Genomic DNA, 16924 nt, shown 5'->3' on the forward strand with positions numbered 1-16924 from the left:
ACTACGCTTTAAAGCTAGCCTTAGAAACGCAAAATTCTTTTAAAAAACACGCGCCGCATAAGGGGTTTTTAGCCTTGCAGGTGTAGCGGCCAAACAAGATTAAGGCATGGTGGAGTTTGGATAGGTTGTCTTTAAAAAGATCGCTGAGTTCTTCTTCGGTTTTAATGGGCGTGTTAGCGTCGCTTAAGCCTAAGCGGTGTGTCGTGCGGAACACATGGGTATCTACGGCTATATAATTTGCATCAAAGCACACTGAAAGCACCACATTAGCGGTTTTTTGCCCCACACCATCCAGGCTCATTAATTCTTTTTGCGTAGAGGGGATAACGCCCTTAAAATCCCTAACCACTTTTTGCGCCATACTGATTAAATGCTTGCTTTTATTGTTGAAATAAGAAACGGATTTAATGATTTCTTTAACTTCTTCTAAAGAAGCGAGCGCTAAATCCTTCACGCTTGGGTATTTTTCAAATAACTTGGGCGTTATTTTATTCACTCTAGCGTCCGTGCATTGAGCGCTTAAAATGGTAGCCACCAACAATTCATAGGGGTTTTTATGGTGCAATTCGGTGGTTTGGTTGGGGTAATGTTTTAAAAGCAATTCTTTGATTTGTTGGGCTTTTTGGTAAGTTTTAGCGCGTTTTAAACCCATTTTCACACGCTTTCTTTGATGAGAAGGTATTGGGCTTCATGGGATCTTAAAGCCACTTGAATGCGGTTGATTTTAACTGAAAGCGTGGCTTTTTTCATGGAGTAATGCAAAAGGGTGCATTGAACCCCTTCATGGATACCAAAAGACAGAAAGCGTTTTTTAAGGGATTCATCGCAGTTAGCGATTTCTACGATTTCATAAACTTTGTCTTTAATGGCTTCATTGAGCGTCATTTTAATTTCCTTTTTGATTCAATATTTTTTTTGACTTCATCCACGATGATGTCAATGGGCGTGAAAATGCGGCGCAAGATTTTAAAAGGCGCTTGGATAATATCTGTCGCTAAAGTCACTTTTGTTTTAGGGTTATCCAGCGTGCCTTTGACATTCACATTAGTGGTTACTTTTCCTTCTTTCCCTAAAATGAGGTAACCCACGATAGGGATTTTACTCAAAACATTACTCAAAGCCTTGATGGTGGAAACTTCTAAATTCAAATCTAATTTGTTTTTGTCTAATTCAATGATCCCATTGCCAGCAACATCAAGAGTTTTACCGATAAGATCAATTTTTTCCAACCCTAGATATTCTTTAGTGATCCCAAAAACAACAGACCCCTTTTTGATTTGATAGCCATTAGCCCCTAAATGAGGGTTCCTAAAGACAATGAGAGAGGGAATGGTGTTGATGAGATTGATCATGTTTTGCATGAGAGCGAAATTCTTTAAGCTTGTGTTTTGGAATTTTAATTCGCCGTTGAAAACCTGATCTTCAAGAGCCCCAATAAGCGTGAATAAACCCCCTTCTACGAAATCTTTTTGGAGGATGGTATTGATATAATCCCCGCTAAAATTATGAGCCTTAAGATACAAAGCCCCATGCACTAAATCCGCCATGATCATGCCATTTTTATAATTGCCATCAATTTTCACTCTGTCATCTTGAGCGACAATATCAAGATTTTCTAAAGGAAAAGGCATTTTTTTATAGATTAACACGACATCTTTAGCATGGATGCGTGTAGAGATAGGGATAATTTTGTGGGCTTTTTCATAGCGTTGTTTGGCACTAATGAAAATATCTTCATCTTGGATTTCTTTAGAGCTGGGCTTTTCTTTTCGTTCTTTTGAGAATAATCCTGCAATAGCTGGCATCTTGCTATCTAAAAAATCATCAATACTCAAATCAATGTTATTAAGGGTAATATCCTTTTGATCCCCCTTAACTTTTATGGATATGCTTTTGCTTGGAGTATAGACAGAAATTTCATCTTTATTAATAGAGCCAAATAAAGAGAGAGAATCAAATTGCTTGCCGTTGCTATGATAGATGGGTAAAGTGATTTTTAAATCCTTAGCAAAAAAATCAATATTGACAAAATCGCTCGTAGAAACTTCCAAAGAGCCATCTTCTAAGGCGAAATATTTCATAATAGGGGAATAGGGCTTGATTTTTTTCAAATCTTTGATTCTAAAAACATAGGCGTTATCTTTAAATTCGCCCTCTAATAAAAGTTGTGGCACGCTCCATTGCATGTAATTGGGGTTAGAAAAATCAAAATTCAAAGAAAGGTTTTTAAAAGTGTCTTCTGTAGCGTAGAAAACATCTTTAGTGAATTTGTCTTCACTTTGGGCTTTAATGGTGTCTATGATTTTTCTTCTAAACGCCTCTGAATTTTCACCCTCTTGAATAATAGAATGCAAGCTTTTTAAATCTAAAGAAAATTTAGTAGGTTGTGGGTTATCTGGGTCGTTATTCAAGCCATAAGAACGCATGTTGATATTATTGTTAGTGTTGAATCGTATTTTATGGACTAAAGAATCTAAAGAAAGGGTTTTTTTATTCAAATCTAAAGCGATTTTAGCGTCTAAATCCAGCATGTTTTCATAGCGGGTGTGGGTAGTTTCTATGTAGATGTATTGGTATTCTTGGGTAATATCTAGGCTCACGCTAGCGTTTTGCGTATAAAGGGGGATATTATAGAGCGAGAGGGTGCCTTCTTGCAAATTAACATTGCCTTGAACGCTAAATAAAGGGGCGGTGTTTTTTAAGAATTGTAAGGTGAGTTTCAAATCCGCGCTAGATGGCGTGCTGATTTTATCCAAAGGTAAAACGACTTTATAAGCGCTCAATAAATCCTTAATGCTATCGCCATAATAATTAGGGGTCGTTTTTAAAAAAATCTCCAACTTAGGGGCTTCTAACAAATTGGAAAAAGTGGCGTAAGAGCCGGTTAATTCCATGGTTTCATAAGTGATTTTTTGGGGCTGTATGAGGAGCTGTTTGTTTTTAAAAACTAATTCGGTTTTATCCATTTTAATGGGCGATAAGCCATCATTAAAAACGACTGAAGGCTTCATCAAAGTGGCTTTAACTACAGAATTTTCCAAAAGCGATGGGATAAACTCGCTAGGAGTGAAATTGGCTTTGATTAAAGCGTTATCAATCTTAAAGCTAGCGAATTGGATTTTATCAAAAATCCATGTTTTTAAATTTTTTTGCGATTGGCGTTGGAAAAGAGGCTTTAAAAACGCTAGGCTTTTCATTACAGAAGTGTTAATTTTTAATTCTATGGTTTTTAAATCGGTTAGCCCTTGCAAATAAATTGCAGCGCTGGGTTCAATTAAGGGCTTGACAATCAAATTGAACGCCATTTTCCTAGCTTTGGGTGAATAGTGGGCGTTGCCATCCACTTGGACTTTAATATCTTTAAAAAGCAGATTGATGATTTTAAGCTTGATATTTTTATCATCTTCTAGGGAAAATTCCCCTTTGACTCCCGGGAATTCTAACTCGTATTTATTCCCGTCAAAAAAGATATTGGCTTTATTTTTATCATCTAAAATGATTTCTTTGACTTTAAGCTTTTCAAAATAAGACACCGCCCAGATGCCATAACGGATATTTTTAATCAGATCAGAAACTTCTAAACGCTTTTTAGTGGGTTTTTGATGGAAGAAAGCAGATAGATCAACCCGTTCAACTTCTAAAGAAAGCTTGTTATTAAGTTTTAAGTATAATTCAGAAATGCCAAGCTTTCCAATTTTCAAATTTTGTATGTGAATGCCGTTTGAAAGGGTTTTGTGAATGACAACTAAAAGAGTGAATACTGCCACAAACAAGATAATGACATTAAACACTTTCTTGGATACATGCTTTCTTTTATTCATTAGTATTCTTTTTTATTTAAGTATACCAATTTATCCTAACAAAGTGGTGGTTGTCCCGCAAGGTTCGCTCAAAAAAGTGTTTTTTTCTTTAAAAGATCAAGGCGTGGATATTAACGCTTTGGATGTGCTTTTTTTACGCCTGATGGGCATGCCTAAAAAAGGTTATATTGATATGGGCGATGGGGCCTTAAGGAAAGGGGATTTTTTAGTCCGTTTGATTAAGGCAAAAGCGGCGTATAAAAGCGCAACTCTAATCCCTGGAGAAAGCCGCTATTTTTTCACGCAAATTTTGAGCGAGATTTACCAGCTAGAAACAAGCGATCTTAATCAGGCTTATGAAAGCATCGCCCCACGATTGAATGGTGCTGTGATAGAAGATGGGGTGATATGGCCAGACACTTATCATTTGCCTTTAGGGGAGGACGCTTTTAAAATCATGCAAACTTTGATCGGCCAATCTATGAAAAAACACGAAGCTTTAAGCAAACAATGGCTTGGATACTATCATAAAGAAGAGTGGTTTGAAAAAATCATTCTCGCTTCTATTGTGCAAAAAGAAGCCGCCAATGTTGAAGAAATGCCCTTGATTGCGAGCGTGATTTTTAACCGCTTGAAAAAAGGCATGCCTTTACAAATGGATGGGGCTTTGAATTATCAGGAATTTTCACACGCTAAAGTAACAAAAGAGCGCATTAAAACCGATAACACCCCCTATAATACCTATAAATTCAAGGGCTTGCCTAAAAATCCTGTAGGGAGCGTGAGCCTAGAAGCGATTAAAGCCGTGATCTTCCCTAAAAAAACTGATTTTTTGTATTTTGTGAAAATGCCGGATAAAAAACATGCTTTCAGCGCAACTTATAAGGAGCATTTAAAAAACATCAATCTTTCTAATAATCATTTTTATGATTAGGGTAAATGGGGCGTTTTTTCTTTTAAATTGAGTAAAAAGTGTTTATTATTTTCTCATTTTAATTTTAAGTTCCTACTATTAAAGCATTTTAGAATTTATTAAAAAAGGCTTGCTACAATTTTAGGCAAATTTTGATTGCTAAGGCTTTAAATACAGCTTTTAGCACAAAGGAGAATGAATGGCTAAAATGAGCGCTCCAGATGGGGTTGCCGTTTGGGTGAATGAAGACAGGTGTAAGGGTTGTGATATTTGCGTATCGGTATGCCCTGCTGGGGTTCTTGGCATGGGGGTTGAAAAAGAAAGGGTGCTTGGGAAAGTGGTCAAAGTAGCCTATCCAGAGAGTTGTATCGGTTGCGTGCAATGCGAGTTGCACTGCCCGGATTTTGCGATTTATGTGGCTGACAGGAAGGATTTCAAATTCGCTAAAGTTTCTAAAGACGCTCAAGAAAGAAGCGAAAAGGTTAAGGCCAATAAATACATGCTCTTAGAAGAGACTATTTTAGAAGGGAGAGGCAAGTAATGCGTGAGATTATTTCTGATGGGAATGAATTAGTCGCTAAAGCGGCGATTGAAGTGGGGTGTCGGTTTTTTGGGGGCTATCCTATCACGCCAAGCTCGGACATTATGCATGCGATGAGCGTGGCTTTACCCAAATGTGGTGGCCATTTTATCCAAATGGAAGATGAAATCAGTGGGATTAGCGTGTCTTTGGGAGCAAGCATGAGCGGGACGAAGTCTATGACAGCGAGCTCTGGGCCTGGTATTTCATTAAAAGTGGAGCAAATCGGTTATTCTTTCATGGCAGAAATCCCTTTAGTGATCGCTGATGTGATGCGTTCAGGCCCATCAACCGGAATGCCCACTCGTGTGGCTCAAGGCGATGTGAATTTCTTAAAACACCCTATACATGGGGATTTTAAAGCTGTCGCGCTCGCTCCTGCTAGTTTGGAAGAAGCTTACACAGAAACCGTTCGCGCATTCAACTTGGCTGAAATGCTCATGACTCCTGTATTCTTGCTCATGGATGAAACCGTGGGGCATATGTATGGCAAGGTGCAAATCCCAGATTTAGAAGAAGTGCAAAAGATGACTATTAATCGTAAGGAATTTGTGGGCGACAAAAAAGACTACAAACCTTATGGGGTCGCACAAGATGAGCCGGCTGTCTTAAACCCTTTCTTTAAAGGCTATCGCTACCATGTTTCAGGCTTGCACCATGGGCCTATTGGCTTTCCTACTGAAGACGCTAAAATTGGTGGGGATTTGATTGACAGATTATTTCATAAGATTGAATCCAAGCAAGACATTATCAATGAAAATGAGGAAATGGATTTAGAGGGTGCTGAAATCGTTATTATCGCTTATGGTTCGGTTTCTCTAGCGGTTAAAGAAGCCTTGAAAGATTACAATAAAGAAAGCAAGCAAAAAGTCGGCTTTTTCAGGCCTAAAACCTTATGGCCAAGCCCGGCTAAACGCTTGAAGGAAATAGGGGATAAATACGAAAAAATCCTTGTGATTGAATTGAATAAAGGGCAGTATTTAGAAGAAATTGAAAGGGCTATGCAAAGAAAGGTGCATTTCTTGGGGCAAGCCAACGGGCGCACGATTTCGCCTAAACAAATCATCGCAAAATTGAAGGAGCTTTAAAATGGCGTTTAATTATGATGAATATTTGCGTGTGGATAAAATACCCACTTTGTGGTGTTGGGGCTGTGGCGATGGCGTGATTTTGAAATCCATTATCCGCACGATTGACGCTTTAGGTTGGAAAATGGATGATGTGTGTTTGGTGAGCGGGATTGGTTGCAGCGGGCGCATGAGTTCGTATGTGAATTGCAACACCGTTCATACCACGCATGGTAGGGCTGTAGCGTATGCGACAGGGATTAAATTAGCTAACCCCAGTAAGCATGTGATCGTGGTTTCTGGAGATGGCGATGGCTTTGCTATTGGAGGCAATCACACCATGCATGCATGCCGAAGAAACATTGATTTGAATTTTATTTTAGTGAATAATTTCATTTATGGTTTGACCAACTCTCAAACTTCGCCCACCACGCCTAATGGCATGTGGACGGTTACGGCTCAATGGGGGAATATTGATAACCAGTTTGACCCATGCGCTTTAACCACCGCTGCAGGGGCGAGTTTTGTGGCTAGAGAGAGCGTTTTAGACCCTCAAAAATTAGAAAAAGTGCTTAAAGAAGGTTTTACGCACAAGGGCTTTAGCTTCTTTGATGTCCATAGTAATTGCCATATCAATTTAGGGCGTAAGAATAAAATGGGCGAAGCGTCTCAAATGCTAAAATGGATGGAAAGTCGGTTAGTGAGCAAACGCCAATTTGAGGCTATGAGTCCTGAAGAAAGGGTGGATAAATTCCCTACAGGCGTTTTAAAGCATGACACGGACAGGAAAGAATATTGCGAAGCGTATCAAGAAATCATTGAAAAAGCACAAGGAAAACAATAATGGAAGCGCAATTACGATTTACGGGCGTTGGAGGGCAAGGCGTGCTGTTAGCGGGGGAGATTTTAGCTGAAGCTAAGATTGTGAGTGGGGGCTATGGCACTAAGACTTCCACTTACACTTCGCAAGTGCGCGGAGGGCCCACTAAAGTGGATATTTTGCTAGACAAAGATGAAATTATTTTCCCTTATGCTAAAGAGGGTGAGATTGATTTCATGCTTTCAGTCGCTCAAATCAGCTACAACCAGTTTAAAAGCGATATTAAACAAGGCGGTATCGTTGTCATTGATCCCAATCTGGTAACCCCCACTAAAGAAGATGAAGAAAAATACCAGATCTATAAAATCCCCATTATCAATATCGCTAAGGATGAAGTGGGTAACATCATCACGCAATCTGTGGTAGCGTTAGCCATTACCGTGGAGCTTACTAAATGCGTAGAAGAAAATATCGTGCTAGACACCATGCTTAAAAAAGTACCCGCAAAAGTCGCTGACACCAACAAAAAAGCCTTTGAAATTGGGAAAAAACATGCTTTAGAAGCTTTGAAAAAATAAGGGGGTAACTCCTTATCTCATTTCTTTAACTATAGTTTTCTCTCTTTTCTTGTATTTTTGAAAAAAAAAGTGATATAATGCTCAAATTTTACAAAGGATTCTTGTATGCTCAAATTTTTGGATGGGGCAAAAAGTGAGATTTTAAAATACGATGTGATTTCTTTTGATATTTTTGATACCCTTCTTTTAAGACCTTTTATTAAACCCACAGATTTATTTTTGTATATTGAGACTAAATATGATATTAAAGGTTTTTGTCAAGCAAGGATTTTAGCAGAAATGCAATCTAGAGAAATCAGTAAAGAACAAGACATTACTCTAGATGAAATTTATCATCAAATTCCAAAAGAGTTTCATTCATATAAGGAAGTAGAAATTGCCACTGAAAAAGAGATGCTTATTCCAAACTTAGAGATGTTAGAACTCTATCGTTTCGCTAAAGAGAACAATAAGAGAGTGATTATTGTATCAGATATGTATTTACCTTTAGAGATCCTTGAAGATATTTTAATTTCTAAGGGTTTTGATGGTTATACAAATTTCTATCTTAGTAGCCATATAATGCTTACTAAACATTCAAAGGATTTGTTTAAACATGTTTTAAAACAAGAAAATATTACTCACACACAAATGTTGCATATTGGTGATAATTCTTGGGCAGATGACGCTATGCCTAAAAGTTTAGGTATAGCAACGCTATTTAGAAAAAGCGTGTTGAGGCAATTTGAAGAAATTTTTCCTAAATACAAAACATTTAGTCCAACTAGTGTTGCACAAAGCTTTGTTTTAGGATCTTTATGCGTTTTTTATAAAAATTATATTCAAAAACATGAAAAGTTTGATTATTGGTTTCTTTTGGGAGCGATGCAGGCAGGAATTGTAGCCATTGCTTATTGCCAGTTTATTTATAAAGAGATTCATAAAAGAAATATTGATACTTTAGTGTTTGTTGCACGAGATGGCTATTTATTGCAAAAAATTTTTAATATTTTATATCCAAATTCATATAAAACTACTTATGTCTATGCTCCCAGAATTTTAAAAAAAGCGGTATTTTTAGAAGTCATAGAGGGCGAGAGTTTGGAAATTTTGCGTATTTTAGAAGGCGAAGAAGAAATTCAAAAGAAGCAAATCACCACTAACCAACAAGCATATATATATATATATAGTAACTTTGAACATTGCCGCCATTTAGCGTTAAAATGTTTAGATAATTACAGAAAATACTTGTATTCATTAAATTTAGAGAGAAATATCGCTATTGTAGATACGATTACTTTGGGCTACTCTTCGCAAGAGTTAATACAAAAAGCTTTGAATAAAGAAGTTTTTGGATGCTATGTGGATCTCTTAAGAATTTTAAATCATGATTGCGTGAGTTTCTTACCTTTTTCACACCCTAAATCCATTTATTTTCATAATTGGGATTTTATGGAGTTTTTGCTAACAAGCCCTGAATACCCCATTTTAAATGTAGAAAATGGCGTTCCAATTTATCAAAAAGATGTTTCATCTTGCGAAAAACACCGCTCTAAAGCTTATGAAAAAATAGTAGAAGGGGCTGTTGGATATGCTTCATATTTTAAAGAAAGTCAAATTTCTTTAGACATTCATGATGTGATAAAGTGGGTCAATTTCTTCATTGATCATCCTAGTATTCAAGATCAAGAGCAATTTAAACAAATTTATTTTCTTCCAGATGCAACGCATAAAAACGCTCTGCCCTTGTTTTGCAACGATGTTTCTTTATTGTCTTGTATTTTAAAACCTTCACAAAGTTATGGCATATTAAAAAGAAGCCTTAGGACAAACAAGCAAGAGAGATTGTTTAAAATATTATCTCTAATTAAAAAAATCTATGGGAAGTTAAAAAAGAAATCATAAAATTGGCTCTGTTTCAATCAAATATGGATAACTAGGGCTTTCTCCTTTAAAATAATTCTCTCAAAAGTTATCCACTAGATATTTTTTATTTATCCAATCGTTTGTTTTTGAGTATAATCCTACGAAAATTTTAAGGAATGGCATGGAGTTTTTAGGACTGCTTTTAAGTCTAGCCGCTGTTTTAATAGCGTTTAAAAAGCCTGAAAAAGAAAATTGGGCGTTTGGGATTTTGATTGTGGTGTGGTTGGTGGAGCTTATTATTTTTATAGCCCACAGCTCTAGCGTTTTGCCTAATATGAATTTATAGGGGGATGCATGAATAAAGAAACCCGATTTTATAATCTTTTTTCTTTGGCGATTTTAGGGATTTTAATCTTTCCTGTGGGTTTGGCGAATTTTTATTTTGGCTATGTTTTGAAAGATTCGCCTTGTATTTTTTGCTGGGTGCAACGCATCAACATGATTTTAATAGGGGCTGTGGCGCTTTTGGTGGTGCGTTTTGGGTTTAAGCCTAAATACATCGCCTTGCTATTACTTATGGCTAGTAGCGGGTTATATGAGAGCTTTTATCATACCAGTAGCCATGCTTTAGAAGATGTGGGGCAGGGCTTTGCGCTCGCTATTTTGGGATTGCACACGCAGTTTTGGGCGCTTTTTGTCTTTTTTAGCGTGGTGGCGCTTTTAGCGGTTTTACTCTTTTTTGCTCCTAATGCCCCACTTTTTAAAGATTATTCATTAAACACGCTCCAAAAAAGTGCTTTTTATATTTTCTTTATTGTGGTGGGTTCTAACGCCGTGCAAGCGTTTTTCTCTACCGGACCTTTCCCTTACATAGGGCAAAGCGATCCGGTGCGTTTTTCGTGGAATTTGAAAGAATCTGTCTGGTCTATGGAGAATTGGAATCATTTGAAATTCCCAAGAAGCGTTTTGGGCAGAAGAGATGTGGGCGAGCCTTTGAAATTGAGTGCTTTGCCTAAAGATAATGATTATGAGCATTCGCCTTTAGAAATTACAAAAGCGTTGGAGATTGAAAAAAAAGAAGAGCTTTTTTTAAAACTGAACGGAGCGATCACGGATTTGAGTTTCAATGAAGACAAGGCGATCCTTACCACAGAAAACCAAGGCCTTTATCTTGCGGGTAACGATCTAAAAACCATTCATAGCCATATGGTGCTAGATAGCTATTATAGCGCGACGGTGGGGTCGTTCGTGGGGGCGGATTTTAACGAAGATGAAAACATTGTGATCATGGGCAATAATAAAACGAGCGTAGAAATCACTCCTAACAAAAACGCTAACGCGCTTAAAAACTTCCCTTATTTTTTAGAAGGGGCTAACTCTTTTGATGAGGTGGAGCGCAGCCGCTTGAAAACTTCTAGGGCGAAAAACTATTATGTTAGCGCTGTAAGAAGAGGGGCTAAATTCACTTATTTGATCAGCGCTCCTAACAAGCGTTATAAGGATTTGATTATCATCTCCATGCTTAATAGCGACAAACAGGTGCATGGGGAGTTTTTACTTGAATTAGGCAATGCCAAACTTAAAGAAAAAAGGAAACTGGGCGAGTTAGTTATCAGCGCGCTAGCTTTAAAAGATAATAAGCTTTATGCGTTCAGTAAGGAATTTAACACGCTTTTAGTCATAGACCCTACAAAAGAAGAGATTCTTGAAGTTTATGGCTTGCCTAAAGAGATTAAAAATATCAGCGCTGGAGGGTTTAGGGATAATGAGCTTATCCTTGTGAGCTATGAGAATGATAAAAATATTCTCTATACTCTTAATTTTTAAACTCTTTTAAAGCTACTTTTTTCTAATATATTAACGCATTAGAAGATGGTCGCTATTTTAAGAATAGAGGAAAGTCCGGGCTACATTAGACAAAATTCCATCTAACGGATGGCTAGCGTAAGCTAAGGGAAAGTGCCACAGAAAGCAAACCGCCTTTTTAAGGTAAGGGTGAAAGGGTGGGGTAAGAGCCCACCAAAGCTAAAGCAATTTAGCTTGTTTGGGCAAACCCAATTTGTAGCAAGAAGCGCATGGTAAGTCTAAATTGATACACGCTTCGCTTGAGGAATATTGCAAAATATTTCCCAGATAAATGGCCATCCATTGACAGAACCCGGCTTATTCTAATGCTTAACTGCGTGTTGATTTTTTAAATAAAGTTTTAATCATTTTATTTTTTTTATTTTTTACCCAATTATTGCTTAAATCTTAAAGATTTGTGTTACACTCTGTAAAATTAAAATCAAAGGAGATAAGCGTGTTAGAAAAATCTTTTTTAAAAAGCAAGCAATTGGTTTTATGCGGATTGGGTGTTTTGATGTTGCAAGCTTGCACTTGTCCAAACACTTCACAAAGAAATTCTTTTTTACAAGATGTGCCTTATTGGATGTTGCAAAATCGCAGTGAGTATATCACGCAAGGGGTGGATAGCTCGCACATTGTAGATGGTAAAAAAACAGAAGAGATAGAAAAAATCGCTACCAAAAGAGCGACAATAAGAGTGGCGCAAAATATTGTGCATAAACTCAAAGAGGCTTACCTTTCCAAATCCAATCGTATCAAGCAAAAGATCACTAATGAGATGTTTATCCAAATGACACAGCCCATTTTTGACAGCTTGATGAATGTGGATCGTTTAGGGATTTATATCAATCCTAACAATGAGGAAGTGTTTGCGTTAGTGCGTGCGCGTGGTTTTGATAAGGATGTTTTGAGCGAGGGGTTGCATAAAATGTCCTTAGACAATCAAGCGGTGAGTATCCTTATTTCTAAAGTGGAAGAAATCTTTAAAGATTCTATCAATTACAGCGATGTGAAAGTCCCTATAGCCATGTAGGTTTAGAACAATAAGGGTTCTTCGCCATCGTCGGTTTTTTGTGGGGTAGGGGTGATGGAATTAGGGGTTGAGTAGTAGGGGATTTTATCCACGATTTCTTTACGCAAGCCTTTGGGGACATCAAACTTTCTTTTTAAAGAAGGTTCGATCGCTAAAATATTACGCATGAAATACGAATACACAGGCGCGCTCACAACGCCTCCTGTCGCTCCTTTGCCAATAGGTGTGTTGTCATCTCTCCCAAACCAAATCACGCTTTGTAAGGTGGGGGTAAAACCAATGAACCAAGCATCAATATTGTTGTTAGAAGTCCCGGTTTTACCGGCGATTTCTAAACCTTTAATGCGAGCCAAACTCCCTGTGCCATTTTCTACCGCATTCATCAGCACTGAAAGGGTTAAAAAAGCCTGTTCTTTGGAGGTGATCTTTTTAGTTTCAATGGGCGTGAAAGTTTTGACATCGTTTTGTTGGTCAGTGATGCTTTCAATGAGCATGGGTTTGAGCATGGTGCCGTAATTAGAAAATAAAGAATACTTTTCAGCCGCTTCAATCGGTGAGATAGCAAAGCTCCCTAACACAATAGACAAGTCTTTAGGGAGGTTTTTAAACCCCATATCGCTTAAAGATTGATAAATTTTTTCAAAGCCAAGCTGATCGCTTAAATTGATCGTGGCTAGATTTAACGAATGGCTTAAGGCTTCTTGCAAGGTTACAAGCCCTAAAAACTTACGAGAATAATTGCTGGGGTGCCATGCGTGGTTTTGTTCGCTGTTTTTGCTATAATTGCCATTTTCAAAATTTCGCGCGGTATCAGGGATTTTAGAAGTGGTGGAATAGCCATTATCAAAAGCGATTTGATACACAAAAGGCTTTATCGCGCTCCCAAATTGCCGTTTGGCTTGCGTGGCGCGATTGAAAGCACTTTTTTTATAATCAATCCCCCCCACTAAAGCTAAAATCTTACCGGTGCTTGTGTCTGTAACTATCATGCTGGCGTTCAAGTTGTCTTCATCTTCATTAGAGGCGTTAGTTTTTGGCTTTTCTTTAGCGATTTTTTCTAAGATTTTTTGATGCCCAAAACGCAAGGACTCTAACGATAAGCGTTGGTAATCCAAATCTATCGTGAGCTTTATGGTATAGCCTTGAGTTTTTAACCCGTCTAATTGATCCAATTGTTTCAACACTTCATCCACGACATAGGGAGCGATGTTTTGCGTGGAAGTTTGGTTATAGACGATTGGCACTTCATTGAGAGCGCCTTTGAGCTCGTTAGAAGAAATCCAGCCTAAAGAATACAACCGCCTTAAAATATCATTAGCCCTAGAGAGTGAAAATTCTAAATTTTTGGTAGGGTCATAAAAACTTGGAGCCCTAGGCAGGGCGACTAACATGGTGATTTCTTTAAGCGTGAGTTTGTCAAGGGGTTTTTTAAAATACCCTAAACTTGCGGTTTTGACGCCATAATACCCATGCCCAAAAAAAGTTTGGTTCAAATAGCGCTCTAAAATTTCTTCTTTGCTTAAGACTTTTTCAATGCGTATGGAAATGATAGCTTCTTTGAGTTTTCTGGTTAGGGTTTTTTCTCGTGTGAGCACCATGTTTTTAACGAGTTGTTGGGTTAGGGTGCTACCCCCCTCGGTGTAACGACCGCTTTTAGCGTTTTTAATCATAGCGCGCATGATAGCGTCTAAATTGATCCCCCCATGTTCAAAAAAGAGGGTGTCTTCTACCGCTAAAAGGCTTTCAATAAATCGTGGGGGGATTTCTTCAAAACGCGCATAAAAACGGAATTCCTTATCATAGATATTAGCGATCAAACGCCCTTTTCTGTCTAAAATCTGTGAAGCGACGCTCGGGCGATAATCTTTAATTTTAGCAATATCCTTATTTGTGCTCACCCAAACTTGAGCGATAAGAATGGCTAACAACCCTACGACAATTAAAAATAAAACGATAAAACCATAAAAAATCTTTTTTAGCATTTAATCACTCTTAAAAGAAGATTGTATTTTAGAATAATTTAAAAGGGTGTTAGCAAGCTCTTTAGTGTCTTCTAAGCTGTTCTTGAGAGATAAAGAGATGCGTAAAAGGGGTTTAGAAACCGTGGGGGGGCGGATAGCTCCTACTAAAAACCCCCTTTCTTTCAAAAAATGATGAGCGTTTAAAAGAGCGGAATTGTTTTCAAATTCTAAGGTAAAAAATCCTGTGGGTGTTCTAATGCCTAAGGTTTCAAAAATAATCTGTTGGTGTTTGCTAAGCTCATTTTTTAATTCTTGTTTTTGCGCGATAAAGTATTCTAAATGGGCCAAAGTTAAAACGGTGTCTAATAGGCTTAAAGCGGTGGTGTAAATCACGCTTTTAGCGCGATTGGTTAAAAACTCTATGATTTGTAAAGGGGCTAAAATGCACGCCCCATAGCTCGCAAGCGCTTTAGAGAAAGTGCTGAGTTTAATGATTTTGTCTTTTTCTTTGATGCGATAATATTCTAAAAAACCCAACAAATTCTCGCCGATAGTCCCAAAACTATGGGCTTCATCAACGATTAGAAAAGCGTTAGGAATTTCTTGAGTGATTTCATAAAAGTCATAGGGAGCGACGCTCGCATCCATAGAATAAACCCCCTCAATGGCTATGAATTTGAGTTTATTTTTAGGGGCGTTAAAGAGTTTTTGTTGTAAATCTTTAGCGTCATTGTGCGAGAAAAAAGCCACTTGATTAGGCTTGGCTTTGGTGCTAAAAATCCCGCTTGCATGGTAGTGTTCGTCCATGAATAAAAGGGCGTTTTTGACTAAAAGGGTGTCTATTAAAGCCAGATTGCCCAAAAAACCACTCCCCACTAAAAGAGTGCTTTCAAACCCCAACAAATCCGCTAATCGTTCTTCTAACTCTGCATGCAAAGGGTGGTAGCCATTCACTAGCATGGAAGCCTTGGGGGAATGAGCGTCAAAAAATTGGAGCTTGTTAAAAGCGTTTTGAAGCAAATCTTTTTTAATGCTCAAACCCAAATAATCATTAGAAGCGTAATCCTTTAATGAAGGGTCAAACAATTCTCTTTTGCGGTATCGTTTGGCATGGCGTAGAGCTTCTAAGGATTTAGAAAACATCAAAACACTTCATTGAATGGAATCATTCGCCTTTTTGAATTTTTTCAATGATTTTATTGAGTTCATCTTGTTTTTCGTAAAACATCTTATCAATATTTTCTTTGACATGTTTAGCGCTATCTTCCATTAAATGCACTTTATGCTCTAGGTATTTTGAATCGGTAATGTGGTCTTCTTGAACGGCTTTAACCAAATCATTAGCTTCAGCATGCACGCTCGCATGGTGGCTTTCTAAAGCTCTATAGCCTGAAGTGTTGGAAAAATTCTCTTTGCCCGCACCCTCATAATACCATTTGCCTAAGCGGCAATTCTTATGGCTGGTAATATCAAAGGAGTTAAGACCAAAAACCATGCCATAAAGATTGTTTTTAAAGACCACATGATCAAGTTTGGCTAGACCGCAAAACACCCGGTTATTGATATTGTAGATGGTGTATTTTGCCGCTTGCGCGACAATCATGTTGTTTTTTACGGTGGATTTAAGCTCTTCCACATCGCCCTTAATAGAGCCTACAATAGAATTAATATCGTGGGTGTTGGTTTGAATGTCGTTCGCTTCTTGTTGCATGCTTTTAACCACGACAGCGATTTCTTTAGTGGCTTTTTGGGTTTTTTCAGCGAGTTTTCTCACCTCATCAGCCACCACCGCAAACCCTCTCCCATGCTCGCCCGCTCGTGCGGCCTCAATAGCGGCATTTAGGGCTAATAGATTGGTTTGTTCTGCAATATCATCAATCAAAGAAATGACTTGAGTGATCTCATTGCTCCGTTGGTTGAGAGAGTCCGCTAACGAAGTGGCGTTTTGCATCTTTTCATAAAGCGATTCAATGTCTTGCCCCGTTTTATTAACCGTCCCCAATCCTTCAGCAGAATGTGCTTCACCATTTTTAGCCGCATTTAAGAGCAAGCCGGTTTCTTGATGGAAATACTGCATGCTTTCTTGCGCGTTCTCTAAGCCTTCTTTTAAGCTCGCGCAAAAAGTCTTAAACAAATCATTTTTATGGTATTCCCCCACACCCCTTGTTTTTTTGGCTAGTGAAAAATACTGCACGCCATCAATATTTTGGCTTTTTAAAGAATAAGAAACCCCTTGTAAATTAACGCTCTCTGCATTCTCTTTAAAATGAACGCTTTGTTCTTCTAAATTGTTCAAGCTTGCAAGATTCCCACTCTTAAAAACGACTTTATTGTTTTTAATACCTACAAAACCTTCATGCAAGCACAAATTTAAAAGGCTTTGATAGAGATTGATTTCTTTTTTTAACTCCGTAATTTCAGAATCTTTTTGATGGATTTGAAGTTGCAACTGCTTATTCCCAAACATGGTGGCATTCCT

The 16924-nt window shown here is 37.9% G+C and carries 15 protein-coding genes and 1 other RNA gene; 10 read left to right on the forward strand and 6 right to left on the reverse strand.

Annotation, left to right across the window (positions count from 1 at the left end; genetic code table 11):
* Position 1: 1 nt before the first annotated feature.
* Genes nth through P6280_RS04595 form a run of 3 tightly spaced genes read right to left on the reverse strand, consistent with a single transcriptional unit; the run spans position 2 to position 3821 of the window.
* The gene (nth, locus tag P6280_RS04585) at positions 2 to 652 is read right to left on the reverse strand and encodes an endonuclease III (RefSeq protein ID WP_001871081.1); all 651 of its coding nucleotides are present in this window, start codon (positions 650 to 652) and stop codon (positions 2 to 4) included.
* 2 nt (positions 653 to 654) lie between these two features.
* Positions 655 to 885: a FeoA family protein gene (locus P6280_RS04590; RefSeq protein ID WP_000174143.1), complete on the reverse strand. Its 231-nt coding sequence runs from the start codon at positions 883 to 885 to the stop codon at positions 655 to 657.
* Positions 882 to 3821 (reverse strand): DUF3971 domain-containing protein, encoded by a 2940-nt coding sequence (locus tag P6280_RS04595; RefSeq protein ID WP_283237109.1) that lies wholly within the window; start codon positions 3819 to 3821, stop codon positions 882 to 884. Before P6280_RS04595 ends, P6280_RS04590 begins: the two co-directional genes overlap by 4 nt.
* Here P6280_RS04595 and mltG point away from each other — a divergent pair.
* From mltG to P6280_RS04645, 10 genes are all read left to right on the forward strand, one after another.
* On the forward strand, positions 3739 to 4734 hold the full coding sequence (gene mltG, locus P6280_RS04600) for an endolytic transglycosylase MltG (RefSeq protein WP_096398469.1): 996 nt from the start codon (positions 3739 to 3741) through the stop codon (positions 4732 to 4734). The genes P6280_RS04595 and mltG overlap by 83 nt on opposite strands.
* Before the next feature lie 178 nt (positions 4735 to 4912).
* Entirely contained in the window at positions 4913 to 5254 is a 342-nt protein-coding gene (locus P6280_RS04605; protein ID WP_017280489.1) for a 4Fe-4S binding protein, read from the forward strand.
* Positions 5254 to 6381, forward strand: a complete 1128-nt coding sequence (locus P6280_RS04610) for a 2-oxoglutarate synthase subunit alpha (RefSeq protein ID WP_001206820.1) — start codon at positions 5254 to 5256, stop codon at positions 6379 to 6381. The genes P6280_RS04605 and P6280_RS04610 overlap by 1 nt, the downstream gene beginning before the upstream one ends.
* Before the next feature lies 1 nt (position 6382).
* On the forward strand, positions 6383 to 7204 hold the full coding sequence (locus P6280_RS04615) for a 2-oxoglutarate ferredoxin oxidoreductase subunit beta (protein WP_000885307.1): 822 nt from the start codon (positions 6383 to 6385) through the stop codon (positions 7202 to 7204).
* Positions 7204 to 7758 (forward strand): 2-oxoglutarate:acceptor oxidoreductase subunit OorC, encoded by a 555-nt coding sequence (locus tag P6280_RS04620; protein WP_000388023.1) that lies wholly within the window; start codon positions 7204 to 7206, stop codon positions 7756 to 7758. The genes P6280_RS04615 and P6280_RS04620 overlap by 1 nt, the downstream gene beginning before the upstream one ends.
* Before the next feature lie 105 nt (positions 7759 to 7863).
* The gene (locus P6280_RS04625; protein WP_283237110.1) at positions 7864 to 9642 is read left to right on the forward strand and encodes an HAD-IA family hydrolase; all 1779 of its coding nucleotides are present in this window, start codon (positions 7864 to 7866) and stop codon (positions 9640 to 9642) included.
* A gap of 142 nt (positions 9643 to 9784) precedes the next feature.
* Positions 9785 to 9949 carry a hypothetical protein gene (locus P6280_RS04630; RefSeq protein WP_000394829.1) on the forward strand — a complete coding sequence of 55 codons (165 nt, stop codon included), beginning with the start codon at positions 9785 to 9787 and terminating at the stop codon, positions 9947 to 9949.
* Between the two features lie 8 nt (positions 9950 to 9957).
* Entirely contained in the window at positions 9958 to 11430 is a 1473-nt protein-coding gene (locus tag P6280_RS04635) for a disulfide bond formation protein B (protein ID WP_283237111.1), read from the forward strand.
* A 35-nt stretch (positions 11431 to 11465) separates the two neighbouring features.
* Positions 11466 to 11782: RNase P RNA component class A (gene rnpB, locus P6280_RS04640), an RNA gene on the forward strand.
* A 123-nt stretch (positions 11783 to 11905) separates the two neighbouring features.
* Positions 11906 to 12484, forward strand: coding sequence for a tumor necrosis factor alpha-inducing protein (locus P6280_RS04645; RefSeq protein WP_180390291.1), 579 nt, complete (start codon positions 11906 to 11908; stop codon positions 12482 to 12484).
* Between the two features lie 2 nt (positions 12485 to 12486).
* Here P6280_RS04645 and pbp1a read toward each other — a convergent pair whose 3' ends face one another.
* From pbp1a to tlpD, 3 genes are read right to left on the reverse strand one after another with little or no spacing between them, the layout of a single operon-like run.
* Positions 12487 to 14466, reverse strand: coding sequence for a penicillin-binding protein 1A (gene pbp1a / locus P6280_RS04650; RefSeq protein ID WP_283237112.1), 1980 nt, complete (start codon positions 14464 to 14466; stop codon positions 12487 to 12489).
* Entirely contained in the window at positions 14467 to 15588 is a 1122-nt protein-coding gene (locus P6280_RS04655) for an aminotransferase class I/II-fold pyridoxal phosphate-dependent enzyme (RefSeq protein ID WP_283237113.1), read from the reverse strand.
* A gap of 22 nt (positions 15589 to 15610) precedes the next feature.
* Positions 15611 to 16912 (reverse strand): chemotaxis chemoreceptor TlpD, encoded by a 1302-nt coding sequence (gene tlpD, locus P6280_RS04660; RefSeq protein WP_283237114.1) that lies wholly within the window; start codon positions 16910 to 16912, stop codon positions 15611 to 15613.
* Positions 16913 to 16924: the final 12 nt, after the last annotated feature.

It is taken from the genome of Helicobacter sp. 219-2, assembly GCF_030053225.1.
Lineage (GTDB): Bacteria > Campylobacterota > Campylobacteria > Campylobacterales > Helicobacteraceae > Helicobacter > Helicobacter pylori_C.

What these genes read in the sequence shown, in the direction of transcription:
- nth (WP_001871081.1), bottom strand. Translation starts at nt 652, where the DNA reads ATGGGTTTAAAACGCGCTAAAACTTACCAAAAAGCCCAACAAATCAAA.
- P6280_RS04590 (WP_000174143.1), bottom strand. Translation starts at nt 885, where the DNA reads ATGACGCTCAATGAAGCCATTAAAGACAAAGTTTATGAAATCGTAGAA.
- mltG (WP_096398469.1), top strand. Translation starts at nt 3,739, where the DNA reads ATGACAACTAAAAGAGTGAATACTGCCACAAACAAGATAATGACATTA.
- P6280_RS04595 (WP_283237109.1), bottom strand. Translation starts at nt 3,821, where the DNA reads ATGAATAAAAGAAAGCATGTATCCAAGAAAGTGTTTAATGTCATTATC.
- P6280_RS04605 (WP_017280489.1), top strand. Translation starts at nt 4,913, where the DNA reads ATGGCTAAAATGAGCGCTCCAGATGGGGTTGCCGTTTGGGTGAATGAA.
- P6280_RS04610 (WP_001206820.1), top strand. Translation starts at nt 5,254, where the DNA reads ATGCGTGAGATTATTTCTGATGGGAATGAATTAGTCGCTAAAGCGGCG.
- P6280_RS04615 (WP_000885307.1), top strand. Translation starts at nt 6,383, where the DNA reads ATGGCGTTTAATTATGATGAATATTTGCGTGTGGATAAAATACCCACT.
- P6280_RS04620 (WP_000388023.1), top strand. Translation starts at nt 7,204, where the DNA reads ATGGAAGCGCAATTACGATTTACGGGCGTTGGAGGGCAAGGCGTGCTG.
- P6280_RS04625 (WP_283237110.1), top strand. Translation starts at nt 7,864, where the DNA reads ATGCTCAAATTTTTGGATGGGGCAAAAAGTGAGATTTTAAAATACGAT.
- P6280_RS04630 (WP_000394829.1), top strand. Translation starts at nt 9,785, where the DNA reads ATGGAGTTTTTAGGACTGCTTTTAAGTCTAGCCGCTGTTTTAATAGCG.
- P6280_RS04635 (WP_283237111.1), top strand. Translation starts at nt 9,958, where the DNA reads ATGAATAAAGAAACCCGATTTTATAATCTTTTTTCTTTGGCGATTTTA.
- pbp1a (WP_283237112.1), bottom strand. Translation starts at nt 14,466, where the DNA reads ATGCTAAAAAAGATTTTTTATGGTTTTATCGTTTTATTTTTAATTGTC.
- P6280_RS04655 (WP_283237113.1), bottom strand. Translation starts at nt 15,588, where the DNA reads ATGTTTTCTAAATCCTTAGAAGCTCTACGCCATGCCAAACGATACCGC.
- tlpD (WP_283237114.1), bottom strand. Translation starts at nt 16,912, where the DNA reads ATGTTTGGGAATAAGCAGTTGCAACTTCAAATCCATCAAAAAGATTCT.